23 protein-coding genes and 1 tRNA gene are annotated in these 21,606 nt (G+C 68.9%); 15 read left to right on the forward strand and 9 right to left on the reverse strand.

Annotation, left to right across the window (positions count from 1 at the left end; translation table 11 throughout):
* Window positions 1-200 precede the first annotated feature (200 nt).
* The 4 genes from P6F26_RS17330 (at window position 201) to P6F26_RS17345 (ending at window position 3,949) form a co-directional block, all read left to right on the forward strand.
* Window positions 201-935, forward strand: a complete 735-nt coding sequence (locus tag P6F26_RS17330) for a TVP38/TMEM64 family protein (protein ID WP_278029966.1) — start codon at window positions 201-203, stop codon at window positions 933-935.
* Between the two features lie 29 nt (window positions 936-964).
* Entirely contained in the window at window positions 965-2,380 is a 1,416-nt protein-coding gene (locus P6F26_RS17335) for a dihydrolipoyl dehydrogenase family protein (RefSeq protein ID WP_278029967.1), read from the forward strand.
* Window positions 2,381-2,402: 22 nt separating this feature from the next.
* Window positions 2,403-3,791 carry a sensor histidine kinase gene (locus P6F26_RS17340; RefSeq protein ID WP_278029968.1) on the forward strand — a complete coding sequence of 463 codons (1,389 nt, stop codon included), beginning with the start codon at window positions 2,403-2,405 and terminating at the stop codon, window positions 3,789-3,791.
* Between the two features lie 81 nt (window positions 3,792-3,872).
* Window positions 3,873-3,949 (forward strand) — tRNA-Arg (locus P6F26_RS17345).
* Window positions 3,950-4,012: 63 nt separating this feature from the next.
* Here the strand turns inward: P6F26_RS17345 and P6F26_RS17350 are convergent.
* Complete coding sequence (locus tag P6F26_RS17350; protein ID WP_278029969.1) at window positions 4,013-4,498, reverse strand: GNAT family N-acetyltransferase; 486 nt, start codon at window positions 4,496-4,498, stop codon at window positions 4,013-4,015.
* A gap of 188 nt (window positions 4,499-4,686) precedes the next feature.
* Here P6F26_RS17350 and rpmH point away from each other — a divergent pair, with 188 nt between their 5' ends.
* From rpmH to P6F26_RS17405, 11 genes are all read left to right on the forward strand, one after another.
* Window positions 4,687-4,824: a 50S ribosomal protein L34 gene (rpmH, locus tag P6F26_RS17355; RefSeq protein WP_025311815.1), complete on the forward strand. Its 138-nt coding sequence runs from the start codon at window positions 4,687-4,689 to the stop codon at window positions 4,822-4,824.
* A 23-nt stretch (window positions 4,825-4,847) separates the two neighbouring features.
* Entirely contained in the window at window positions 4,848-5,234 is a 387-nt protein-coding gene (gene rnpA / locus P6F26_RS17360; RefSeq protein ID WP_278029970.1) for a ribonuclease P protein component, read from the forward strand.
* A complete protein-coding gene (gene yidD, locus P6F26_RS17365) occupies window positions 5,231-5,476 on the forward strand; it encodes a membrane protein insertion efficiency factor YidD (RefSeq protein ID WP_278029971.1) in 246 nt (81 codons plus the stop codon). Before rnpA ends, yidD begins: the two co-directional genes overlap by 4 nt.
* 91 nt (window positions 5,477-5,567) lie before the next feature.
* Window positions 5,568-6,443 carry a tRNA 2-thiocytidine(32) synthetase TtcA gene (gene ttcA, locus P6F26_RS17370; RefSeq protein WP_278029972.1) on the forward strand — a complete coding sequence of 292 codons (876 nt, stop codon included), beginning with the start codon at window positions 5,568-5,570 and terminating at the stop codon, window positions 6,441-6,443.
* A 169-nt stretch (window positions 6,444-6,612) separates the two neighbouring features.
* Window positions 6,613-8,100, forward strand: coding sequence for a GGDEF domain-containing phosphodiesterase (locus tag P6F26_RS17375; protein ID WP_278029973.1), 1,488 nt, complete (start codon window positions 6,613-6,615; stop codon window positions 8,098-8,100).
* Between the two features lie 145 nt (window positions 8,101-8,245).
* The gene (gene yidC / locus P6F26_RS17380) at window positions 8,246-10,066 is read left to right on the forward strand and encodes a membrane protein insertase YidC (protein WP_278029974.1); all 1,821 of its coding nucleotides are present in this window, start codon (window positions 8,246-8,248) and stop codon (window positions 10,064-10,066) included.
* A complete protein-coding gene (locus P6F26_RS17385; protein ID WP_278029975.1) occupies window positions 10,063-10,821 on the forward strand; it encodes an MOSC domain-containing protein in 759 nt (252 codons plus the stop codon). Before yidC ends, P6F26_RS17385 begins: the two co-directional genes overlap by 4 nt.
* Complete coding sequence (gene yihA, locus P6F26_RS17390) at window positions 10,818-11,471, forward strand: ribosome biogenesis GTP-binding protein YihA/YsxC (protein ID WP_278029976.1); 654 nt, start codon at window positions 10,818-10,820, stop codon at window positions 11,469-11,471. The genes P6F26_RS17385 and yihA overlap by 4 nt, the downstream gene beginning before the upstream one ends.
* 108 nt (window positions 11,472-11,579) lie before the next feature.
* Window positions 11,580-12,440, forward strand: coding sequence for an acetylglutamate kinase (gene argB / locus P6F26_RS17395; RefSeq protein WP_278029977.1), 861 nt, complete (start codon window positions 11,580-11,582; stop codon window positions 12,438-12,440).
* Entirely contained in the window at window positions 12,433-13,104 is a 672-nt protein-coding gene (locus P6F26_RS17400) for a ferredoxin (protein WP_430736761.1), read from the forward strand. The genes argB and P6F26_RS17400 overlap by 8 nt, the downstream gene beginning before the upstream one ends.
* A 25-nt stretch (window positions 13,105-13,129) precedes the next feature.
* Window positions 13,130-13,642, forward strand: coding sequence for a SixA phosphatase family protein (locus tag P6F26_RS17405; RefSeq protein WP_278029978.1), 513 nt, complete (start codon window positions 13,130-13,132; stop codon window positions 13,640-13,642).
* A 111-nt stretch (window positions 13,643-13,753) separates the two neighbouring features.
* On the opposite strand, the gene P6F26_RS17410 is transcribed toward P6F26_RS17405, so the two are convergent.
* The 8 genes from P6F26_RS17410 to crcB form a co-directional block, all read right to left on the reverse strand.
* Window positions 13,754-14,557, reverse strand: coding sequence for an amino acid ABC transporter ATP-binding protein (locus tag P6F26_RS17410; protein ID WP_278029979.1), 804 nt, complete (start codon window positions 14,555-14,557; stop codon window positions 13,754-13,756).
* Between the two features lie 12 nt (window positions 14,558-14,569).
* Window positions 14,570-15,886: an amino acid ABC transporter permease gene (locus tag P6F26_RS17415; protein WP_278029980.1), complete on the reverse strand. Its 1,317-nt coding sequence runs from the start codon at window positions 15,884-15,886 to the stop codon at window positions 14,570-14,572.
* Window positions 15,887-15,940: 54 nt separating this feature from the next.
* Window positions 15,941-17,380 (reverse strand): amino acid ABC transporter permease, encoded by a 1,440-nt coding sequence (locus P6F26_RS17420; RefSeq protein WP_278029981.1) that lies wholly within the window; start codon window positions 17,378-17,380, stop codon window positions 15,941-15,943.
* Between the two features lie 139 nt (window positions 17,381-17,519).
* Complete coding sequence (locus tag P6F26_RS17425; RefSeq protein WP_278029982.1) at window positions 17,520-18,539, reverse strand: amino acid ABC transporter substrate-binding protein; 1,020 nt, start codon at window positions 18,537-18,539, stop codon at window positions 17,520-17,522.
* Between the two features lie 234 nt (window positions 18,540-18,773).
* Complete coding sequence (locus tag P6F26_RS17430) at window positions 18,774-19,490, reverse strand: ATP12 family chaperone protein (RefSeq protein ID WP_278029983.1); 717 nt, start codon at window positions 19,488-19,490, stop codon at window positions 18,774-18,776.
* Complete coding sequence (locus P6F26_RS17435) at window positions 19,487-20,167, reverse strand: HAD-IA family hydrolase (RefSeq protein WP_278029984.1); 681 nt, start codon at window positions 20,165-20,167, stop codon at window positions 19,487-19,489. The genes P6F26_RS17430 and P6F26_RS17435 overlap by 4 nt, the downstream gene beginning before the upstream one ends.
* The gene (locus tag P6F26_RS17440) at window positions 20,164-21,204 is read right to left on the reverse strand and encodes an RluA family pseudouridine synthase (RefSeq protein ID WP_278029985.1); all 1,041 of its coding nucleotides are present in this window, start codon (window positions 21,202-21,204) and stop codon (window positions 20,164-20,166) included. The genes P6F26_RS17435 and P6F26_RS17440 overlap by 4 nt, the downstream gene beginning before the upstream one ends.
* Complete coding sequence (crcB, locus tag P6F26_RS17445; RefSeq protein WP_278029986.1) at window positions 21,201-21,581, reverse strand: fluoride efflux transporter CrcB; 381 nt, start codon at window positions 21,579-21,581, stop codon at window positions 21,201-21,203. Before crcB ends, P6F26_RS17440 begins: the two co-directional genes overlap by 4 nt.
* Window positions 21,582-21,606: the final 25 nt, after the last annotated feature.

Genomic DNA, 21,606 nt, shown 5'->3' on the forward strand with positions numbered 1-21,606 from the left:
GCGCCGCCCGCAAGGCCGCGAGGACTACATTTCACTTCGCCCCGCCCCGGCCGCGTCCGGGCGGGATTTGTTACGCTTGCGGCCGTGTCACGTCACGAAATCGGCCGGCTGCGTCACGCTGCTTCACTCGCCCGTGAGACCCCTGTCGCCGCCGGGCCGCATGGCGCATCTACTTGCCAAGACCAAGCGAAAGTGCAGCCATGTCCGACGCCGTGACCGAAACCCGCAGATCCAGCCTTGCGCGCCTCGCGCCGATCCTCGCCATCGCCCTTGGCGCCGCACTGGGGTGGTGGCTGTTCGGCGACTACCTGAGATTCGAGACGCTGGCCGCGAACCGCGAGGACCTGCTGGCGTTCCGCGACGCCAACTATCCGCTGACCGTGGCCGCCTTCATCGGCCTCTACGCACTGATCGTCGCCTTCTCGCTGCCCGGCGCCACGGTCGCGACGCTGACGGGCGGGTTCCTGTTCGCGACGTTTCCCGGCGCGCTGTTCAACGTCACCGCCGCCACGATCGGCGCCACGGCCATCTTCCTCGCCGCCCGCACGAGCGTGGGCTCGCGCCTCGCCGAACGCCTCGAGGGATCGGAGGGCGTGGTGAAGAAGATCAAGGACGGCATCGACGAGAACCAGTGGTCGATGCTGTTCGTGATCCGCCTCGTGCCGGTCGTGCCGTTCTTCGTGGCGAACCTCGTCCCGGCCTTCCTCGACGTGCCGCTGCGCCGCTACGTCGCCTCGACCTTCCTCGGCATCATGCCGGGCGCCGTCGTCTACACCTCCGTGGGCGCCGGCCTCGGCGAGGTGTTCGCGCGCGGCGAGACGCCCAACCTCGGGATCATCTTCGAGCCGCAGATCCTGCTGCCGATCCTCGGGCTCTGCGCGCTTGCGCTGATGCCCGTCCTGCTGAAGCTGGTGCGTGGCACGCGCGGGCTTTGACCCCCGATCTCCGACCGAAAGGCGCTCCCATGTCCCGCATCGAAACCGACATCTGCATCATCGGCGCAGGCTCCGGCGGGTTGTCCGTCGCGGCGGGGGCGGTGCAGATGGGCGCGCGCGTCGTCCTGATCGAGGGGCACAGGATGGGCGGCGACTGCCTGAACTACGGTTGCGTGCCGTCAAAGGCGCTGCTCGCTGCGGGCCACAAGGCGCACGAGACCGCGCAGGGCGCCTTCGGCACCGCGGGCCACGATCCCGCCACGGATTTCGCGGCGGCCAAGGATCACGTCGCCCGGGCGATCGCCGCCATCGCGCCCGCCGACAGCCAGGAGCGGTTCGAGGGTCTCGGCGTCAGGGTCCTGCGCGAGCGCGCGCGCTTCGTCTCGGAAACCGAGGTCGAGGCGGGCCCCCACCGCATCCGCGCGCGCCGCTTCGTGGTCGCCACGGGCTCGCGGCCCTTCGTGCCGCCGATCGACGGCCTGTCCGAGGTGCCCTACCTGACCAACGAGACGATCTTCGACCTGCGCGAGCGGCCGCGTCATCTTCTGATCGTCGGCGGCGGCCCCATCGGCATGGAGATGGCGCAGGCGCATCGCCGCCTCGGCTGCGAGGTCACGGTGCTCGAGGGCGACCGCGCGCTGTCGAAGGACGACCCCGAGGCCTCTGCGCTGGTGCTGGAGGCGCTGCGCGGCGAGGGGATCGAGATCGTGGAGGGCGCGCAGGTTGCCCGGGTCACGGGCGGCGAGGGCGCCATCGCGCTGGAAACCGGGGACGGGCGGCGCTTCGAGGGGTCGCACCTTCTGGTCGCGGTGGGCCGTCAGGCGGCGGTCGATACGCTCGACCTCGACAAGGCGCATGTCGGATACGACCGCAAGGGCGTGACCGTGGATCGCGGCCTGCGTTCGACCAACAGGCGCGTCTATGCGGTCGGCGACGCGGCGGGCGGGCTTCAGTTCACCCATGTCGCGGGCTACCATGCGGGCGTCATCATCCGCCCGATGCTGTTCGGCCTGCCCGCGAAGGCCCGCACGTCGCACATCCCGCGCGTCACCTACACGGACCCCGAGCTTGCGCAGGTCGGCCTGACCGAGGCGGAGGCGCGCAAGGCCCATGGCAAGGGCCTGTTCGTGGCGAGGGCAGGTTTCGACCACAACGACCGCGCCATCGCCACCGGCCAGGCGCGGGGCTTCGTCAAGGTCATGGTGGTCAAGGGCCGCCCGGTCGGCGCCACCATCGTCGGCCCGCAGGCCGGAGAGTTGATCCAGACCTGGGCCCTTGCCATCTCCGCCAATCTGAAGATGTCCGCCATCGCCGGCATGGTTGCGCCCTATCCGACCTTGGGAGAGATTAACAAAAGGGCGGCGGGCGCTTACTTCTCGCCCAGGCTGTTCGACAGCGCGCTGGTCAAGCGGATCGTCCGGTTGGTGCAGCGCGTGGTTCCCTGAGGCTCGGAAAGGCCGGCTGCGCGTGGTGAACTCACTTTCGGGACGTTTCCTGATCCTGACCGTCATCTTCGTGATGCTGGCCGAGGTGTTCATCTTCGTCCCCTCGATCGCGCGCTTCCGCGAGGATTACCTGCTCGCCCGGCTGGAGCGCGCGCAGATCGCCTCGCTCGCGCTTCTGGCGACCGACGGGATGATCGACGACGACCTCGAATACGAGCTTCTCAAGAACGCCGAGGTGCTGAACGTCGTCCTGCTGCGCGACGCGACGCGGCAGCTGATCCTTTCGAGCGACCGGATGACCCCCGTCGCGCACAGCTTCGACCTGCGCGACCCCACGGCGTGGACGCTGATCCGGGACGCCATGAGCCGGCTCGTCACTCCCGGCGAGGAAACGATCCGGGTCATCGGCCAGCCGGTGAACGAGGCGGGGCTGCTGATCGAGATCACCATGCCCTCGGGGCCGCTTCGCGACGCGATGATCGACTACGGCCTGCGCATCCTGGCGCTGTCGGCGATCATCTCGATCTTCACCGCGGCGCTGCTGTTCATCGCCGTTCGCAGCCTGCTGGTCCTGCCGATCCGGCGCGTGGTGGGGCACATGACCTCTTACGCCGAGGCGCCCGACGACGCCTCGCGCATCATCGAGCCGCGCGGCAGCGTCCGCGAGCTGCGCGAGGCCGAGACGGCGCTGCAATCGCTGCAGACCCAGCTGACCGGCGCGCTGCGCCAGCGCGAGCGCCTTGCGCAGCTGGGCGAGGCTGTCGCCAAGATCAGCCACGACCTGCGCAACATCCTGTCGGTGACGACGCTGATGGCCGACCGCCTGGAGGGGTCCACCGACCCGACGGTGCAGCGCACCACGCCCAAGATCCTCGCCTCGCTGACCCGCGCCGTGAACCTGACGGAATCCACCCTCGCCTTCGGCCGCGCCGAAGAGCCGGCGCCGAAACTGGAGCGCGTGCGGCTGGCCGGGATCGTCGAGGACGTGATCGAGAACGAGAAGCTCACCGCCCCCGAGGACGCCGACATCGACTATGTCTGCGACATGCCCGCCGGGCTGGCCCTGCGCGCCGACCCCGAGCAGCTGCACCGCGTCCTGTCGAACCTCGTGCGCAACGCGCGGCAGGCGATCGCGGCCACGGGCAAGGCGGGCGAGATCCGCATCGTCGGCCGGGAGGGGGACGCGGGCTGGTGCGTGAAGGTCTCCGACACAGGGCCGGGCCTTCCGAAGAAGGCGCTCGAGCACCTGTTCAAGCCGTTCCACGGGGGGGTGCGCAAGGGCGGGTCGGGCCTTGGACTGGCCATCGCGGCCGAGATCGTGCGCGGCCATGGCGGCCGGCTGGAGCTTGTCTCGACGGGGCCCGAAGGTACGGTCTTCGCGATCCACCTGCCCGCCGGACTGGCGGCCTGAGCGTCGCGGACGCCGCCCCGGCGCCTTCGTCGGGAAACCCCCTTGCGCTGACCTCCGGGGGCGGTTACATCCACGCCCCACGCACCGGTAGCTCAGCTGGATAGAGTACTTGACTACGAATCAAGGGGTCGGGGGTTCGAATCCTCCCCGGTGCGCCACTTCCCCCGATCATCGCCCTGCCTGACGCGCCTCGCGCCGCGCCGGCCTTCGCCGATTCGGGCCTAATGCCCCGTGACATCCTTGCCCGCAGTCCAGTAGGGGACGGTGCCGCCGCACGCGAGCACGGTCTCGCGCGATGCGCCGATCTCGAAGCCGAGGCGCTCGTAGAAGGCGTAGGACGGACGCGACACGCTCAGCTCGATACGGCGCAGGCCCCGGGCGCGCGCCTCGGTGAAGAGCGCCGCCATCAGGATGCTGCCAAGCCCCTGCCCGCGGCGCTCGGGCGCGACGAACAGACCGACGATCTCCGAGCCGTCCAGCGTGCCGGTGGCGATCGGCAGCTCGCGCTCCTCGATCAGAAGGACGGTGCCACGCTTCTGCCGCGCCTCGATCGCGGCGTTGCTGTGGAACTCCTGGAAGAAGGCGATGGCCGCCGGCACGTAATGATCCGCGTAGCTTTCGGCGATCGCACGGCTGATTAGCGCCCGGATCGCCGGGACGTCCCGGACGTCGGCCCTGCGCGGCTCGTAGTGGGCGGCTGGTTCCATGCGTCCGTCGGGTGCTCTTTGCGATACGCAACAGTTGCGTTATCAAACGTCTCGCGGCAAGCCCGAAGTGCACGGCACGTGTTGACAGGGGCGTGGCGAATCCGTAATGCCCGGTCTTCATCGGAGATACCCGGGCCGTCGATCCGCGCAAACGTGCGATCCGGCCCCGAGACTGACGGAGCGAGACGATGTCGAAGCGGACATTCCAGCCCTCGAACCTGGTGCGCAAGCGGCGCCACGGGTTCCGTGCACGCATGGCCACCAAGGCCGGCCGCAAGATCCTCAACGCACGCCGCGCACGCGGCCGCAAGTCGCTGAGCGCCTGATCGCACGCGACTGCCCCGGCGCCATGGCGCCCGACACGCCTCCGCCGACCGACACGTCGACGGGGGCTTCTTGCATTTCCGTCCTGAAGAAGCGGTCCGATTTCCTGCGCGCGGCCAAGGCCCGGCGCGCGGGCACCGCCGCCTTCATGCTGCAGGCCCGACCCCGGCACGAGGACGAGCCGGCGACGGGGATCCGCGTCGGCTTCACCTGTTCCAAGAAGGTCGGGAACGCCGTGGCGCGAAACCGCGCCAAGCGGCGGCTGCGCGAAATCGCGCGCGCGGTCCTGCCCGTTGAAGGCAGGCCGGGATGGGATTACGTCCTGGTCGGCAGGAAGGACGAGACCGCCGTCCGCGACTTCGCCGCGATGAAGGAGGACCTCGTCCGCGCGCTGAGGAGCGTTCACCGATGACCCCGCTGGCCTTCGTCGTCTCGCTGCCCGTCCGCCTCTACCGGCTGCTGCTCAGCCCGTGGGTCGGCCATTCCTGCCGCTACCAGCCCACATGCTCAGCCTACGCGATGGAAGCGCTCGAGCGGCACGGCGCGCTTCGCGGCAGCTGGCTGACGGTCCGGCGCATCGCGCGCTGCCACCCCTGGGGCGGCAGCGGCATCGACAACGTCCCGCCGGAACAGGGTCCTTCAAAGCGCCCGTGAGGCCTGCCCCGACGCAGGCGCCGCGAGGCCGGGGCGCTTCCCAAGCGGCAGGCGATCGGCTAGGTCCGTCGCAAAGGACGAGGCCCCCCTGATGCTCGACGACGCAGACGACATCCACCCGCTTTTCCACGGCGCCCCGCGCACGACCGAGTTCCGCAAGCTGCGCAAGCGCATCATCCGGGACACCCGCGAGGCGATCGACCGCTACGGCATGGTCGAGCGGCGCGCGCCCGACGCACCGCGCGAGAAATGGCTTGTGTGCCTGTCGGGGGGCAAGGACAGCTACACGCTTCTGGCCGCGCTGACGGAGCTGCGGTGGCGCGGCGTGCTGCCCGTGGATCTTCTGGCCTGCAACCTCGACCAGGGGCAGCCGGGGTTTCCCGCGACGGTGCTGCCGGACTTCCTCGAGAGGATGGGCGTGCCGCACCGCATCGAGTACGCGGATACCTATTCCATCGTCGTCGACAAGGTGCCGCAGGGCAGGACCTACTGCGCGCTTTGCTCGCGGTTGAGGCGGGGCAACCTCTACCGTGTCGCGCGCGAGGAAGGATGTTCGGCCGTGGTTCTCGGCCATCACCGCGACGACATCCTGGAGACGTTCTTTCTCAACCTCTTTCACGGCGGAAAGCTGGCCACGATGCCGCCGAAGCTGCGGAACGACGAAGGCGATCTCTTCGTGCTGCGCCCGCTCGCCCATGTGTCCGAGGACGATTGCGAGCGCTTCGCGCGGGCGATGGAGTATCCGATCATCCCCTGCGACCTCTGCGGCAGCCAGGACGGCCTGCAGCGCCAGGCGATCAAGCGGATGCTGGACGATTGGGAGGCGAAGGTTCCCGGCCGGCGCGGCAAGATGTTCTCGGCGCTGATGAACGCGCGGCCGTCGCATCTTCTGGATCCGGAGCTGTTCGATTTCGCCGGGCTCCGGCGCGATGGCGACAATTCGAACGATCGCACCGCCACCGGTTAAGCCGCCGTCAGCCATTTGCCGGTAGCGAGGCCCGGACGCCGCAGTCCCCGACACGCGCGTCGCATCGAACGGCAGGGCGCGAGGGCGAGTGATGGGCGGGAGGGCGCAAGGCAGGCTTGCACGGTGGCCGCGGCATCTTCGCGCGCTGCTGGCCCGGACGGAGGTGCTCGTGCTGTTTCCGATCCTCGTGCTCGTCTCGCAGGAGATCGGCGGTCCCGATGCCGTCTTGATGTCCGCGCTCGTCCTGCCCGCGCTTCTCGTGCTGCTGAACCTCGGCGGCGCGGTGGAGGGTGCACTTGCAGATGAGGCCGGGACCGACGGCCGGCCGGGCCGCGAGGCGATGGCCGGGATGTTGCGCCAGGTCTGGGCGATGGACGAGATGGACACCGCCTGCCTCGTGCTGGCCATCGACGACTGGACAGAGCTTTCGGAACGGCTGGGCCGCGAAGGCGCGGAAGACGTCCACCGGCGCTGCGCCGCCAGGCTTCGCGCGACCCTGCGGCACGACGATCTCCTCGCCGACCTTGGCCAGGGACGATTCGGCATCGTCCTTCATCCCATCCCCGCCGCCCGCCTCGGCATCCGGGACGAGCTGTGCGACCGGTTGCGCGCCGCGATCGCGGAGCCAATCGCCATCGGCGGCGCCGCCATCCGGATCACTGCCTCGGCCGGGCACGCCGCGCTGCGCTTCACGGGCCGGGACGCCGCCGCATCCGGCCTGTCCCCCGCCGCCGCGACGGTCGCAGGCGCCGAGGCCGCGCTGAAGGAGGCGCGCACCGCCGGGCCCAATTCGGTGCGCGCCCACGTGCCGGGCCGCGACCCGGACCGGACCGACGGCACGCCCCTGGCCGAGGAGGTCGCGGAGGCGCTTGTCACCGGCGCGATCCGGCCGTGGTTCCAGCCGCAGGTCGACGCGCGCAACGGGGCGCTGACCGGGTTCGAGGCGCTGGCGCGCTGGCAGCACCCGACGCTCGGCCTGCTCGGCCCGTCAAGCTTCCTCGGTGCGGTCGCCGAGGCGGGGCGCCTCGACGCGCTCGGACGCACGATGCGCGAGGGCGCGCTCGACGCGCTGCGGCACTGGGACCGCGCAGGTGCCGTCGGCATCACCGTCTCGGTAAACGCGGCACCCGAGGAGCTGCGCGGCACCAACTACGCCGAGCAGGTCGCCTGGGAGCTGGACCGCCACGACGTCGCGCCCGAGCGCCTCGTGGTCGAGGTGCTGGAGACGGTCGCGGCCACGGCTCGCGACGACAGCATCGTCACCACCCTTGCCGCCCTGCGCGAAAAGGGCGTCGGCATCGACCTCGACGATTTCGGCGTCGGGCAGGCCTCGCTCATGTCGATCCGGCGCTTCGGCGTGGAACGCATCAAGATCGACCGCTCCTTCGTGATCGGCATCGACATCGACGAGGGCCAGAAGGCGATGGTCGCCGCCATCGTCTCGATGGCGCGCGAAATGGGGTTGGTCACGCTGGCCGAAGGCGTGGAAACGCCCCAGGAGGCCGAGACGCTCGGCGCCATGGGATGCGGCTACCTGCAGGGCTTCGCCATAGGCAAGCCGATGCCGTTGGCCGAGACGCTTTCGTGGCTTGCCAAACGCGCCGCGCCGCCGCTGCGGCATGAAGGCCCGGCGCCGCTCCTGCGCCCGGCCGAGTGAGCCTTCCCAAGGGCTTGCCGGCCGGTCCCGTCACGCCTCCCGCAGTGCCCCTCACACCCATGGGTCATGGGCCAAAACGCCCCTTGACCTTTGGGTGCCCCTTCTGTTGAACCCTCGTGACTTCAGACAGAGGAAATTGGGCGCCATGGACGATCAGAACCGCAACCTGATCCTCGCCACCGCTTTGAGCATGGTGGTCATACTCGTGTGGTTCCTCCTGTTCCCTCCGCCCGAGCCGATCGAGGACCCGAACGCCGTCGGCACGGAGACCGTGCTTCAGGACGGTGCCGACATCGCGCTCCCGCCGCCCTCCGCCGGCACCGAGACCGTGGCAGCCCCCACGGACACCGAGATGACCGAGGTGGCGCTGGAAGAGGCGGCGCGCATCGCGATCGAGACGCCCTCGCTCGAAGGGTCGATCTCGCTTCGCGGCGGCCGCATCGACGACCTCTCGCTGCGCACCTACTTCGAGACGATCGCGCCCGACTCGCCGATCGTCCGGCTCCTCGCCCCCACCGGCGGGGCCGAGCCCTACTACGCGCTCTACGGCTGGGCGCCGGCCGGCGACCTCGCCTTCGAGGACGTGCCCGGCGCCGACACCCCCTGGCGGCTCGAGAGCGGCGAGACCCTGACCCCCGACACCCCGGTGACGCTGGCGTGGGACAACGGAAACGGCCTCGTCTTCCGCCGCACGATCAGCGTCGACGACGACTTCATGTTCCGTGTGACCCAGGAGGTCGAGAACAACGGCGGCGCGCCCGTGCGCCTCGCCCCCTACGGCATCGTGGCCCGCCACGGCCTGCCCGACGACCTGCAGAATTTCTTCATCCTGCACGAAGGGGTGGTGCGCAAGGTCGACGGCCAGCTTGACGAGATCTCCTACGACAACGTCACCGAGCTTGACTTCGTGGACCGCGAGCGCGCGCAGGCCGAGGTCATTCCGGTCGAACAGAACGGCTGGATCGGCTTCACCGACAAATACTGGATGACGACGCTCATCCCCGGCTCCGGCCAGCCCTTCACCTCCGTGACCCGTTACGTCGCGTCGGCCGACATCTACCAGACCGAAGCGCGCCTGCCCGTCGTCTCGGTCGCTCCGGGCGCCACCGGCGAGGTCACGACGCAACTCTTCGCAGGCGCCAAGGAATGGCAGACGATCCGGGACTACGAGGCCGAGGGCGTCGACCGCTTCATCGATTCCATCGACTGGGGCTGGTTCTACTTCCTGACCAAGCCGATGTTCTGGCTCCTTCACAACCTGAACCTCGCCATCGGCAACATGGGCCTCGCGATCATCGCGCTGACGCTCATCGTCAAGACGGTGCTCTTCCCGCTCGCCTACAAGTCCTACGCCTCGATGGCCCGGATGCGCGAGCTGCAGCCCGAGATGGAGAAGATCAAGGAGCGCGCCGGCGACGACCGCCAGAAGCTCCAGCAGGAAATGATGGAGCTCTACAAGAAGGAGAAGGTGAACCCCGCCGCGGGCTGCCTGCCGATCCTCCTGCAGATCCCGATCTTCTTCTCGCTTTACAAGGTGATCTTCGTCACGCTCGAGCTGCGCCACGCGCCCTTCTTCGGCTGGCTCCGCGATCTGTCTGCGCCCGACCCCTCGTCGATCATCAACCTTTTCGGCCTCCTGCCGATCGAAGCGCCGGATCCGTCCAGCATCCTGTCGCTGATCTTCATCGGCATCCTGCCGATCCTGCTCGGGATCTCGATGTGGCTGCAGCAGAAGCTGAACCCGCAGCCAACCGACCCGACGCAGGCGGCGATCTTCGCCTGGCTGCCCTGGGTGTTCATGTTCATGCTCGGCGGTTTCGCCAGCGGGCTTCTCGTCTACTGGATCGCCAACAACACGCTGACCTTCACCCAGCAGTACATCATCATGCGCCGTCACGGCTATTCGCCGGACCTTTTCGGCAACATCAAGGCGAGCTTCCGGCGCAAGGGCCGCGAGGGCAAGTGACGACGCGCGGGGCGATCGGGCACCTGGCGCAGATCTGGCGCCATCCGATCAAGGGCATCGGGGCGGAACCGCTCGATCACGTCGGGCTCGAGGCCGACCGTCCGCTGCCGATGGACCGCGCCTGGGCGGTGCTCGAGGAAGGCGGCGAGGGTGGCGAGGGCTGGCGCTCCTGCCGCAACTTCCTGCGCGGCGCAAAGGGGCCGTCGCTGATGGCCGTGACCGCACGGGTCGAGGGCAGCACGATCCGGCTGGCGCATCCCGACCGCCCCGAGATCGCGATCGACCCCGAGGACGCCGGCGCCGCGCGCGCGCTCTTCGACTGGCTGCGGCCGATCTATCCCGCCGACCGCAGACCGCCCGCGGCCCTCGTCCGGGCGCCGGTGACGGGCATGACCGACGCTCCCTTCGCCTCGGCCTCCATCCTGAACGAGGCCTCGCTCCGCGCCCTCTCGCAGCGCATGGGCCGCGCGCTCGATCCGCGCCGGTTCCGTGGCAACCTCTGGCTCGACGGCCTCGCCCCATGGGAGGAATTCGACCTCGTGGGACAGCGGCTGAAGATCGGCGAGGCCGAGCTCGAGGTGATCGAACCCATCGGACGTTGCCGCGCAACCGAGGCCAACCCCGAGACCGGCTACCGAGATGCCGCCACGCTCGCCACCCTCGAGGAGGGCTGGGGCCACACCGAATTCGGCGTCTACGCCATGGTCCGCAAGGGCGGCAGGGTCGCGGTCGGCGACACGGCGGGCCTCGCATGACGTCTCTTCCCTTCCCCCTCGCCGATCCGCCCGACGAGACCGCGGCAGAACGCGGACGCCTCCTCTTCGCGCAGGGGGCCGAGTTCCTGAAGGGCGTGGTCGCGATGGACGGCCTGCCCCCCGCCGACCGTGCCGAGGTCTGCTTCGCCGGACGCTCGAACGTCGGGAAATCGACGCTGATCAACGCGCTCACCGGAAGGCGCGCGCTTGCGCGCACCTCGAACACACCCGGCCGCACGCAGGAAATCAACTATTTCACCCTCACCGGCAGCCATTACCTCGTGGACCTGCCCGGCTATGGCTTCGCCGAGGCCCCGGTCGAGGTCGTCCGGAAGTGGCAGGCCCTGCTGAAGGCCTACCTCGCGGGCCGCGCCACGCTGCGCCGCGCCTTCGTGCTGATCGACATGCGCCACGGCATCAAGGCCGTGGACGAGGAGATCATGAGCCTTCTCGACACCTCCGCCGTCCCCTTCCAGGTCGTCCTGACCAAGGCCGACAAGGTCCGGGACAAGGACCGCGACCGCATCCTGGCCCAGGTGCGCGAAAGGCTGGCCCGCCACCCGGCCGCCTTCCCCGAGATGGTGCTCACCTCGTCGGAGAAGGGCGAAGGCATCGCCACCCTGCGCGCCATCGTCGCCGATCTGGCCTGATCCGCTTCATCTTTCCCCAAATACGCGAAGGCGCCGCTTCACACCCGCGCGGCGCTCGCCTATTGATGCAGGACGCGCGCCTCGGACCGCGCCTCCCGGATGCCGCCGATGAAGAAACAGACCATGACCCGCGACTACATCGCCACCGCGCGCACCCTCAGCGAGGCGCTCCCCTACCTGCAGCGCTTCGCCGGCGCGATCGTCGTGGTGAAATTCGGTGGCAACGCGATGGGCGACGACGAGGCGATGGCCAGCTTCGCGCGGGACATCGTGCTGCTGCGCCAGGTTGGCGTGAACCCGGTCGTCGTCCACGGCGGCGGGCCCATGATCAACGAGATGCTGGGCAAGCTCGGCATCGTCTCGGACTTCGTGAAGGGCAAGCGCGTCACCGATGCCGCCACGGTCGAGGTCGTCGAGATGGTTCTCTCGGGTCGCGTCAACAAGCGCATCGTTCAGGCGATCAACGCGCAGGGCGGCAAGGCCGTCGGCCTGTCCGGCAAGGATGCGTGTCTCATCACCTGCGACCCCGCCGATCCCGCGCTCGGCTTCGTCGGCGACCCCACCGAGGTCAACCCGGCCGTGCTTCTCAACCTCTTCGGCGACGACATGATCCCGGTGGTGGCCCCCCTCGGCGCGGGCCGCAACGGCGAGACCTACAACATCAACGGCGACACCGCTGCCGGCGCTCTCGCCGCGGCCCTCAAGGCCGACCGCCTGCTGTTGCTGACCGACGTGGCCGGGGTCAAGGACGCCTCGGGCGAGGTCGTCACCGCGCTCACCGCCGCCGAGGTCGAGGAGATGACGGCGCAGGGCGTCATCTCCGGCGGCATGATCCCCAAGACGGAAACCGCGCTTCACGCGGTCCGCAACGGCGTGCGGGCCTGCACCATCGTCGACGGCCGCGTGGCGAACGCCGTCCTGCTGGAACTCTTCACCGAGCACGGCGCGGGATCGATGATCCGTGCCTGAGGACGGAACCTCGACCGATTACGCCGACATCGCGGCGCGGGCCGCCGCGCACCGCCTCGAGATCTTCGGCGCGTTCCATCCCGGCCCCGACGACCACGCGCCCGACGGCGTCGAGACCCTGCTGCTCCTCGGTCCCGGCGAGCCGGGCTTCTGGGCCCACGTCACCTCTGAGCCCGAATTCACCGACGGCGCGCCAGATCCGATGGATCGCTGGTCGCGGCGCGTGATCGGCGGCATGGCCTGCGACCTCGGCGGCAAGGCGCTCTTCCCCTTCGCCGGGCCGCCCTGGCATCCCTTCATCGCCTGGGCGAAACGCTCGGGCCGCGCCTGGGAAAGCCCGGTGCAATTCCTCGTCCACGACCGGGCGGGCCTCATGGTCTCCTATCGCGGCGCACTCGGGCTGAGGCGCCGCATCGACCTGCCGCCGCCCCCGCCCGAGGCGCCCTGCGCCGACTGCGAGCGCCCCTGCCTCACAGCCTGCCCGGTCGGCGCGCTATCTGCCGCGGGCTACGACACGCAGGCCTGCCATGCCTTCCTCGACACCGATCCCGGCGCCGACTGCCTCGACCGGGGCTGCCGCGTCCGCCGGGCCTGCCCGGTCAGCGAAGGCTATGGACGATCGCCCGACCAGTCGGCCTATCACATGCGCCGGTTCCACCCCTGACGCCCTCGCCGGGCCCGAGGCGCACATGACCCTCACGCTCATCCTCATCCGCCACGCCAAGTCCGACTGGGACCACCCCGGCCTCGAGGACCACGACCGCCCCCTCAACGAGCGTGGCCGCGCCAGCGCCCCGCGCATCGGCGCATGGCTCGCGGCTCGGGGCTTTCTCCCCCAGGCGGTGCTGTGCTCGAGCGCGCGGCGGACCCGCGAAACCTGGGAGGGCATCGCGTCGCGGCTGCCCGATCCCCCCGAACCGGTCCATACCCGCGGTCTCTACCTCGCCTCGCCCGCGGCCATCCTGAACGCGATGCGCGACACCGAGGCCGCAAGCCTCGCCGTCATCGGCCACAATCCGGGCATCGGCTCTCTGGCCCGCTCGCTCTGCGCCACGCCGCCGGACCACCCGAAATTCGGCGTCTACCCCACGGGGGCCACGCTCGTGCTGCGCCTGCCAGCCCGGACATGGGCCGACGTGACCCCCGGCACCGGCGAGGTGGCAGCCTTCGCGGTCCCGCGCGAGCTGCCGGACCCCGACTGAGCGCCTCCGCCCTTCATCTTTCCCCAAATACGCGAGGCCGGAAGGCCAAGGGCCGCAAGGGGCTCGATGCCCCTTGCGGCCCTTTCGCCGTCCGCCCGCCGGACGGATCGCTCAGTGACCGAGGATCTGGCTCAGGAACAGCTGCGTCCGCTCCGACTGCGGGTTGTTGAAGAACTCCTCGGGCTCGTTCTGCTCGACGACCTGGCCCTGGTCCATGAAGATGACCCGGTTCGCCACCTGCCGCGCGAAGCCCATCTCGTGCGTCACGACGAGCATCGTCATCCCGTCCTCGGCGAGCTGGATCATCGTGTCCAGCACCTCCTTGATCATCTCGGGATCGAGCGCCGATGTCGGCTCGTCGAACAGCATGATCCGCGGCCGCATGCAAAGCGAACGGGCGATCGCGACGCGCTGCTGCTGGCCGCCGGAAAGCTGGCCGGGATACTTGTTGGCCTGCTCCGGGATCTTCACCTTCTCGAGGAAATACATCGCCGTTTCCTCGGCCTCGCGCTTGGGCGTCTTGCGCACCCAGATCGGAGCGAGCGTGCAGTTTTCCAGGATGGTCAGGTGCGGGAACAGGTTGAAGTGCTGGAACACCATGCCGACCTCCGAACGGATCCGGTCGATGTTCTTCAGGTCGTTCGACAGGAGCGTCCCGTCGACCGTGATCGAGCCCTGCTGGTGCTCCTCCAGCGCGTTGATGCAGCGGATCAGCGTGGACTTGCCCGAGCCCGACGGCCCGCAGATCACGATACGCTCGCCGCGGTTCACCGTCAGGTTGATGTCGCGCAGGACGTGAAACGTGCCGTACCACTTGTTCATGCCAGAGATCTCGATGGCCACCTCGTCGGAGACCTTCATCTGGGAGCGGTCGATCGCGCGCTCTTCGGTCATGTTCGTTCGTGCCTCAGCCATGGGTCGGCCTCCTTAGCGGTGATCGGTCCGGAGCTTGCGCTCCAGCCATTGCGAATACTGGCTCATTGCGTAGCAGCAGACGAAGAAGCAGAGCCCGATGAAGATGAACAATTCCCAGTAGATGCCATTCCAGTCCGTGGTCGCCCGGATGGCGTTGGACAGGCCGACGGGGTCCAGCAGGCCGATGAATACGACGAGCGTCGTGTCCTTGAACAGGCCGATGAAGGTCGAGACGATGCCGGGGATCGAGATCTTCAGCGCCTGCGGCAGGATGATCAGCCGCATCGACTGCCAGTAGTCGAGGCCGAGGCTGTCGGCCCCTTCGTACTGGCCCCTCGGAAGCGCCGCGAGGCCGCCGCGCACCACCTCGGCGATGTAGGCCGAGGCGAAGAGCGTCACCATGATGATGACCCGCAGCATCAGGTCGAAGTTGGTTCCCGGCGGCAGGAAGTAGTTCAGCAGGAGCGAGGCGGTGAACAGCCACACGATCAGCGGGACGCCACGGATCACCTCGATGAAGATGACGCTGAACTTGTTGATGATGAACAGGTCGGACTGGCGTCCGAGGGCCAGCACGATGCCAAGCGGCAGCGACAGGATGATGCCCGCGATGCCGATCACGAAGGCCAGCATGAAGCCGCCGAAGTCGTCGGAGGGCACGAACTCGATGCCGATGGGGATGACGCTGCCCAGCGCGCCGGCGATGGGGCCCGCGGCCAGCAGCCAGTAGAGGATCGGCACGACGAAGGCCGCGATGGTCGCGCCGAGCGATCCCAGAACCGGGCTGCCGAAGCGGAACGCGGCCCAGCCCAGCACGAAGCCGAGGGCAACCGCGATCGGCCCCCAGATCGTGCCGCCCCAGAGCAGGAAGAACAGCACGAAGGGCGAGACGGCGGTAAAGTAGATCAGCTTGCGCGGCAGACCGTCATAAAGGACTGGCGAGATCGCGAGCAGGAACACGAACAGCGCGAGCACCGGGCGCCAGTAAAGCTCGGGCGGGTAGAAGCCGAACATGAGCTGGTCCCAGCGATCGGTCAGGACCGCCCAGCAGGCGACGTTGCTGCCTTCCCCGTAAAGCTGGTTGCGGATCTCGCGGCACTCCGAAAGGCTGGAGGCGTCCCAGATGCCGTAGAACATCCAGCCCGCGATATGGCTGACGACCCAGTAGATGACGTAGATCGACACGACGGTCAGAAGCGCGTTCAGCCATGACGAGAACAGGTTCTCGCGCAGCCACTTGATCGCCCCGGCCGCGGTGGGCGGGGGCGTCTGTTGGGGAAGCATCGTGTCGCGGACATAGGCGACGGTCTGCGCGTGGGTGTCAGACATCAGTTCCGCTCCTTCCGGCAGATCGTGGCCACAAGCTCGTTCGGACCGCTCATCCTAGCGCTCCTTCAGCTTGACGGAGTTGTTGTAGACGTTCATCGCGCCCGAGATCACCAGCGACGTCGCGAGGTAGAACAGGCCCAGAAGAAGCATCCCCTCCAGCTCGCGCCCGGTCTGGTTGATGGTGATGCCGCCCAGCGTCGAGCGCACGTCCATGTAGCCGACCGCAATGGCGAGCGACGAGTTCTTGGTCAGGTTCAGGTATTGGGAGATCAGCGGCGGAATGATCACGCGAAGCGCCTGGGGCAGGATCACGAGGTTCATCGTCCGGTTCGGCCGCAGCCCCAGGGCGAAGGCCGCCTCGGTCTGGCCCTTGGACACCGCGAGGATGCCGCCGCGCACGATCTCGGCGATGAAGGCGCCGGTATAGAGCGACAGCGCGAACCACAATGCGATGAGCGAGTTCCTGAGGTGGATGCCGCCGTCGAAGTTGAAGCCCGACAGGCGCGGATAGTCGAATTGCGCGCCAAGCGCCACGAGGACCGCGATCACCGGCAGGAAGATCACGCCCACCTGCATCCAGACCGCGCCCGAGGGCCGGACGCCGGTGGCTTCCTGCCGTTTCGTCGCCCACCGTGAGATCGCGCGCGCGCTCACGATGCCGGCCACGAAAACGCCGATGATCAGCGCCCAGTCGGCGAAGGACGCCGAGGGGACGCTTTCGCCTGCGGCGGTCGTGGCGCCGTCGCCGTCGCCCGCCCGCGCGGCGGCGGCGTTCGCGCCGTCGTCGTTCTGACCGGTCGACACGCCCGCGCCGCCCGTGGCGATGCGGCTGCCGCCATAGGTTCCGACAAGGCCCGTGGCGGCCGAAGGTTCCGGCGCGGCCTCTTCCTGCACGGCGGCGATCTCGTTGCCGCCGAGCGAGCGCGCGAACTGCACGTTCGGGATGTAGATGCCCCGGTTGGACACGGCGACGCTGTCGAACAGCACCATCGAGGCGCTGCCGCCCTCGCGGAACTCGCGCGGCTGCGGCGTCGCTTCGGTCATCACGGCGAAGATCACGAGGATCCACAACAGGAGGGGAATGTTGCGGAAGCCCTCGACATAGACGGCCATCAGCTTGGCGATCAGCCAGTTCTTCGACAGGCGCAGCACGCCGGCGATGACGCCGAGGATGGTGGCCATCGCACAGCCGAGCACGGCGATCAGAAGTGTGTTGAGGATGCCGACAAGGGCCGCGCGGCCATGTGTCGAGGCGTTCGAGTATTCGATGAGGCGCTGGTTGATGTCGTAGCCGGCGCGGCTTCCCAGGAAGCCGAAGTCGAAATCCTTGCCCAGCGCGGCGAGGTTCTGGACCGTGTTGTTGGCGAGCCACACGAAGCCCGACATGATCAGGATGAACGCGACAACCTGGATCGTCAGCGACCGGTAGCGCGTGTCGTAGATCAACTGGCTTGGACGAAAGCCCTCTCGCGGCGGGTCGGTCAGTGTCGCCATGTCGGTCAGCCCCCTGTCTTTCTTGAAGAGCCTCTCGCGATGCGGCTGTCCCTCAGGCCGCGCGCCCGTCCCTGCCGGGCGACCGTCGCTTCGAGGCGGAAAGGGGCGCGGACTTGCGCCGCGCCCCTTCCGTTTTCTCTTAGCGGAACGGCGGCGAGTAGAGCAGGCCGCCTTCGGTCCACTGCGCGTTCAGACCGCGCGCCAGACCGATCGGGGTGTTCTCGCCGATGTTGCTTTCGAAGATCTCGCCGTAGTTGCCGACCGACGACAGGACGCGGACGCCCCAGTCGGTGTCGAGCCCGATCATCGCGCCGAGGTCACCCTCGGTGCCGAGCATACGGTTGATCTCGGGGTTGTTCGTGCCCTCGGCCAGTTCGGCGACGTTGGCCGACGTGACGCCGTACTCTTCGGCCGCGATCAGCAGGTTCAGCGTCCAGCGGGCGATGTCGCCCCACTCGTTGTCGCCGTGGCGAACGAGCGGACCGAGCGGCTCCTTCGAGATGATCTCGGGAAGGATGACGTGCGCCGAGGGATCCTCGAACGTGGCGCGCGTGGCGGCCAGGCCCGATGCGTCGGTCGTGTAGACGTCGCAGGCACCGGCGAGGTACTGCTGCTGCGCCTCGGCGTTCGTCTCGATCGGGACGGGCTCGTAGCTCATGTTGTTCGCCGCGAAGAAGTCGGCGAGGTTGAGCTCGGTCGTGGTGCCGGTCTGGATGCAGACGGTTGCGCCGTCGAGTTCCATGGCCGACGAGACGCCGAGGTCGCGCGGAACCATGAAGCCCTGGCCGTCATAGTAGTTGATGCCGACGAACTCGAAGTTGAGATCGTTGTCGCGGCTGAACGTCCAGGTCGTGTTCCGCGCGAGCAGGTCGATTTCGCCCGAGGCAAGCGCCGTGAAGCGCGTCTGGCCGGTGGTGGGAACGAACTGGACCGCCGTGGGATCGCCGAGAACGGCTGCGGCGACAGCGCGGCAGATCGCGACGTCAAAGCCCTGCCACTCGCCGCTGGCATCCGGCGCTGCAAAACCGGCAAGACCGGTGGTGACGCCGCAGTTCAGCGAGCCCCGATCCTGCACCTGTTCCAGCGTCGACTGCGCGGCTGCGGCGCCGGCCAGAAGGCCGGCCGCAGCGAGCGTGCCGAAAAATACGGATTTAGTCATGTTAACCTCTTCCTGGTGGACTGCCCTTTGGGCTTGGTAGTTGTGCCCGACGGGCAATGTCAAAGCGTCCGCGAGGGGGCAAACCCCCTCAACGCCCGCAAAATGGGCAGGTCGCGCCGCTCAGGTCAAGGGCTACGCTTGCCGAAATAACCCTGCGTCACCATCGTTTTTGCATGGTTGTCCGGCATATGCCTTCAATTTGTGCAATAAAGCCGGGGAGATGGCCGGACCGCGTCAGGAAGAAACCGCCGAGAGCCGCCAGAACCTGTCGGCGTGGCGAAATTGCTCGAACTTGTAGGCGGCGGCTTCCGCGGCCTCCTCGTCCTCGCCCCACTGCTCGATCTGCCAGTCCTCGTCGATCCGGCTCAACCGCCAGCCAGCCTCGACGTCGATCCGCCCGCCGGCCACCGCAAGCCCCAGGATCAGCGACCCCGACAGCGTCACGAGATCGTGCAGCGCGGTCAGCCGGAACGGATCCAGAGCGCGCAGGCCGAGCGCGAGGCGTTCGAGCGACTCCGCCGGCTGCGCGACGGGCAGGATGCCAGCCGTGGCAAGCAGCCGGGCGCCGTGGGCCTCCGCCGCCCAGTCCAGCAAGGGATCCCAGCCCTTCGCCTGCCGCTCGGCCAGCGCCTCGGGGCTTTCGGCGCGGTGGCACAGAAGATCCGTCTCGGCATAGGCGGCGAGCATCCCCGCCACCTCGTCATGCTGCGGGGCGACGCGGTCGATAGCCGAATTGGCCGAACGCGTGACGGGCATGGAAAGGGCGTCGATGTCGCCCTCCTGCGCGGCCCATTCCTCGGCCACGGCCAGCGCCATGGCTTCGGTCGGCAGGTCCATCGCGGCCTTTGCGGGCGTGCGGACAGGGCGCGAATCAAGCAGGACGTGCCAGCCGCCCTCGTTGCGCGCCACCGACACGTCCTTCCAGAACCGTTTCGCCTTCCAGCCGCTCATGGGCCCTGTAGAACCGTCTCGATGGCGGACGGCAAGGCCGAAAACTCGCCGATCAGCGTGTCGGCGCCGGCGGCCCGCAGCGCATCCGCGGCGTGATAGCCCCAGTTCACGCCCACGGTGCGGAAGCCCGCCGCGCGGCCCATCTCCATGTCGAAGGTCGTGTCGCCGACGATGACCGATCGCGCCTCGTCGGCGCCGGTTTCGCGCAGGCAGGCCTCGAGCATGGCGGGATGCGGCTTGGAGGGGTGGTCGTCGGCCACCTGCACCGTCTGAAACAGGCCGCCGAAGCCGTGCAGTTCGAACAGGTGGTCGAGGCCGCGCCGCGATTTGCCGGTGGCAATGCCCAGAAGCGTCCATGGATCGGCGGCGAGCGCCTCGAGGCAATCGCGCGCACCCGGGAAAAGCGGCGACAGAAGCGCGCCGTCGTCATCCTGGCGCAGCGCCGCGAAGGCGGCCTTGTAGGCGGCGACGAGGTCCTCGATCCGGTCGGGCATGTCCGGGGCGAGCCGCGCCATCGCCACGGGAAGCGACAGGCCGACGATGCCGAGGACGGACGGGCGCGGCGGGGGAGAATGGCCGATCGAGGCGAAGGCGCGTTCCATCGCCGCCCAGATATGGGCCTGGCTGTCGACAAGCGTGCCGTCCACGTCGAAGACGACGAGGCGGAGCACGCTCATTCCTCCTCCGCGAAGGGATCGTCGGGCACGTCGCGCGCCGACCATTCCAGCGCCGCCCACGTGCGCTCCATGTGCTCGGGCAGGGGGGCGGTCAGGTGCAGCCGGCCGCCGGTGACAGGATGGGTGAGCGTGAGCGACCGCGCATGCAGGTGCAGCTTGCGGCTCATCTCGCCGCCCAGTTGCGCGCCCCAGCCGTCGCCGAGGTTCTCCTGCCCCGATCCGCCATACTTGCCGTCGCCCACGATCGGATGGCCCAGTTCCGCCATGTGCGCGCGCAGCTGGTGCGTGCGCCCGGTGACGGGCACCAGCGCGCACCAGCTGAGGCGCGTGCCAAGCGCGGACAGCACGGCGTAGTCCGTCACCGCGCGCTTGGCGTCCGGCGTCGTCTCGACCTCGTCGGGGTGGATGCAGTGCATCTTCTCGCCCTCGCCGCCCTTGCCGTGCCCCGGCGCCTTCACCAGCCCGAAGCGGATCGTGCCCATGCGCGGATGCGGCACGCCGGCGACCGCCGCCCAGTAGATCTTGCGCGCGTCGCGGGCGCGGAACGCCGCCGTCAGGGCCTTGGCGCTTTCGCGGCTCCGCGCGAGCAGGAGGATGCCGGAGGTGTCCTTGTCCAGCCGATGAACGAGGCGCGGCTTCTCGGACAGACCGAACTTCAGCGCCTCTGCGAGGCCGTCGACATGCCGCGTCTGGCCGCTGCCGCCCTGCGTCGGCAGGCCCGGCGGCTTGTTCAGCGCGATCAGGTGGTCGTCGCGGTAGATGACGGCGGCGCGCATCATCTCGGCGTCGGCATCGGAGATCCGCGGCTCGAGGAAGGACGGCGCCGGCTGGTCCGGCAGAGGCGGCACGCGCACCGCCTGCCCGGCCTCGACCCGCGTGGCGGGTTTCACGCGCGCGCCATCGACGCGGATCTCGCCCTTGCGGCAGCCCTTCTCGATGCGGCCTTGCGTGATCTGGGGAAAGCGCCGCTTGAGCCAGCGATCGAGGCGCTGGTCGCCCTCGCCCTCTGCGACGGTGACGGTCTGGACGCCGCTCATGCCGGGACGCTCCTTGACAGGGCGAGGCCCGCGAAGAGCGCCGCGATGGACAGCACGACATTGGCCGCGACATAGACTGCCGCAAGCCCGACCGCGCCGCGTTCGTAAAGCGTGACCGCCTCGAGCGAGAAGGCCGAAAAGGTGGTGAAGCCGCCAAGGATGCCAGTCGCAACGAAGGGCGACAGGTGCGTCAGGCCGCGCTGCGCGGCGAGCCCGATGAACAGCCCCATGGCGAAAGAGCCCGCGACGTTCACCGTCAGGACGCCCAGCGGGAACGCCGGATGCCCGAAGGCCCGCACGAGGCCGACGCCGGTGAGGTAGCGCAGCACCGCGCCGATGGCGCCGCCGAGAGCGACTTGGAGGACAGGGGCGATCATGGGCGCGGAATGGGCGTGCTGCGGG

The sequence above is a fragment of the Roseicyclus salinarum genome, assembly GCF_029624655.1.
Lineage (GTDB): Bacteria > Pseudomonadota > Alphaproteobacteria > Rhodobacterales > Rhodobacteraceae > Roseibacterium > Roseibacterium salinarum.

Excerpts from the sequence above, each read along its gene's own strand:
- P6F26_RS17350 (WP_278029969.1), bottom strand. The coding sequence starts at position 4,498 with ATGGAACCAGCCGCCCACTACGAGCCGCGCAGGGCCGACGTCCGGGAC.
- argB (WP_278029977.1), top strand. The coding sequence starts at position 11,580 with ATGAAGAAACAGACCATGACCCGCGACTACATCGCCACCGCGCGCACC.
- P6F26_RS17425 (WP_278029982.1), bottom strand. The coding sequence starts at position 18,539 with ATGACTAAATCCGTATTTTTCGGCACGCTCGCTGCGGCCGGCCTTCTG.
- P6F26_RS17405 (WP_278029978.1), top strand. The coding sequence starts at position 13,130 with ATGACCCTCACGCTCATCCTCATCCGCCACGCCAAGTCCGACTGGGAC.
- P6F26_RS17335 (WP_278029967.1), top strand. The coding sequence starts at position 965 with ATGTCCCGCATCGAAACCGACATCTGCATCATCGGCGCAGGCTCCGGC.
- crcB (WP_278029986.1), bottom strand. The coding sequence starts at position 21,581 with ATGATCGCCCCTGTCCTCCAAGTCGCTCTCGGCGGCGCCATCGGCGCG.
- P6F26_RS17435 (WP_278029984.1), bottom strand. The coding sequence starts at position 20,167 with ATGAGCGTGCTCCGCCTCGTCGTCTTCGACGTGGACGGCACGCTTGTC.
- rnpA (WP_278029970.1), top strand. The coding sequence starts at position 4,848 with ATGGCGCCCGACACGCCTCCGCCGACCGACACGTCGACGGGGGCTTCT.
- P6F26_RS17330 (WP_278029966.1), top strand. The coding sequence starts at position 201 with ATGTCCGACGCCGTGACCGAAACCCGCAGATCCAGCCTTGCGCGCCTC.
- rpmH (WP_025311815.1), top strand. The coding sequence starts at position 4,687 with ATGTCGAAGCGGACATTCCAGCCCTCGAACCTGGTGCGCAAGCGGCGC.
- P6F26_RS17430 (WP_278029983.1), bottom strand. The coding sequence starts at position 19,490 with ATGAGCGGCTGGAAGGCGAAACGGTTCTGGAAGGACGTGTCGGTGGCG.
- P6F26_RS17440 (WP_278029985.1), bottom strand. The coding sequence starts at position 21,204 with ATGAGCGGCGTCCAGACCGTCACCGTCGCAGAGGGCGAGGGCGACCAG.
- P6F26_RS17410 (WP_278029979.1), bottom strand. The coding sequence starts at position 14,557 with ATGGCTGAGGCACGAACGAACATGACCGAAGAGCGCGCGATCGACCGC.
- yidD (WP_278029971.1), top strand. The coding sequence starts at position 5,231 with ATGACCCCGCTGGCCTTCGTCGTCTCGCTGCCCGTCCGCCTCTACCGG.
- yidC (WP_278029974.1), top strand. The coding sequence starts at position 8,246 with ATGGACGATCAGAACCGCAACCTGATCCTCGCCACCGCTTTGAGCATG.
- P6F26_RS17420 (WP_278029981.1), bottom strand. The coding sequence starts at position 17,380 with ATGGCGACACTGACCGACCCGCCGCGAGAGGGCTTTCGTCCAAGCCAG.
- yihA (WP_278029976.1), top strand. The coding sequence starts at position 10,818 with ATGACGTCTCTTCCCTTCCCCCTCGCCGATCCGCCCGACGAGACCGCG.
- P6F26_RS17415 (WP_278029980.1), bottom strand. The coding sequence starts at position 15,886 with ATGTCTGACACCCACGCGCAGACCGTCGCCTATGTCCGCGACACGATG.
- ttcA (WP_278029972.1), top strand. The coding sequence starts at position 5,568 with ATGCTCGACGACGCAGACGACATCCACCCGCTTTTCCACGGCGCCCCG.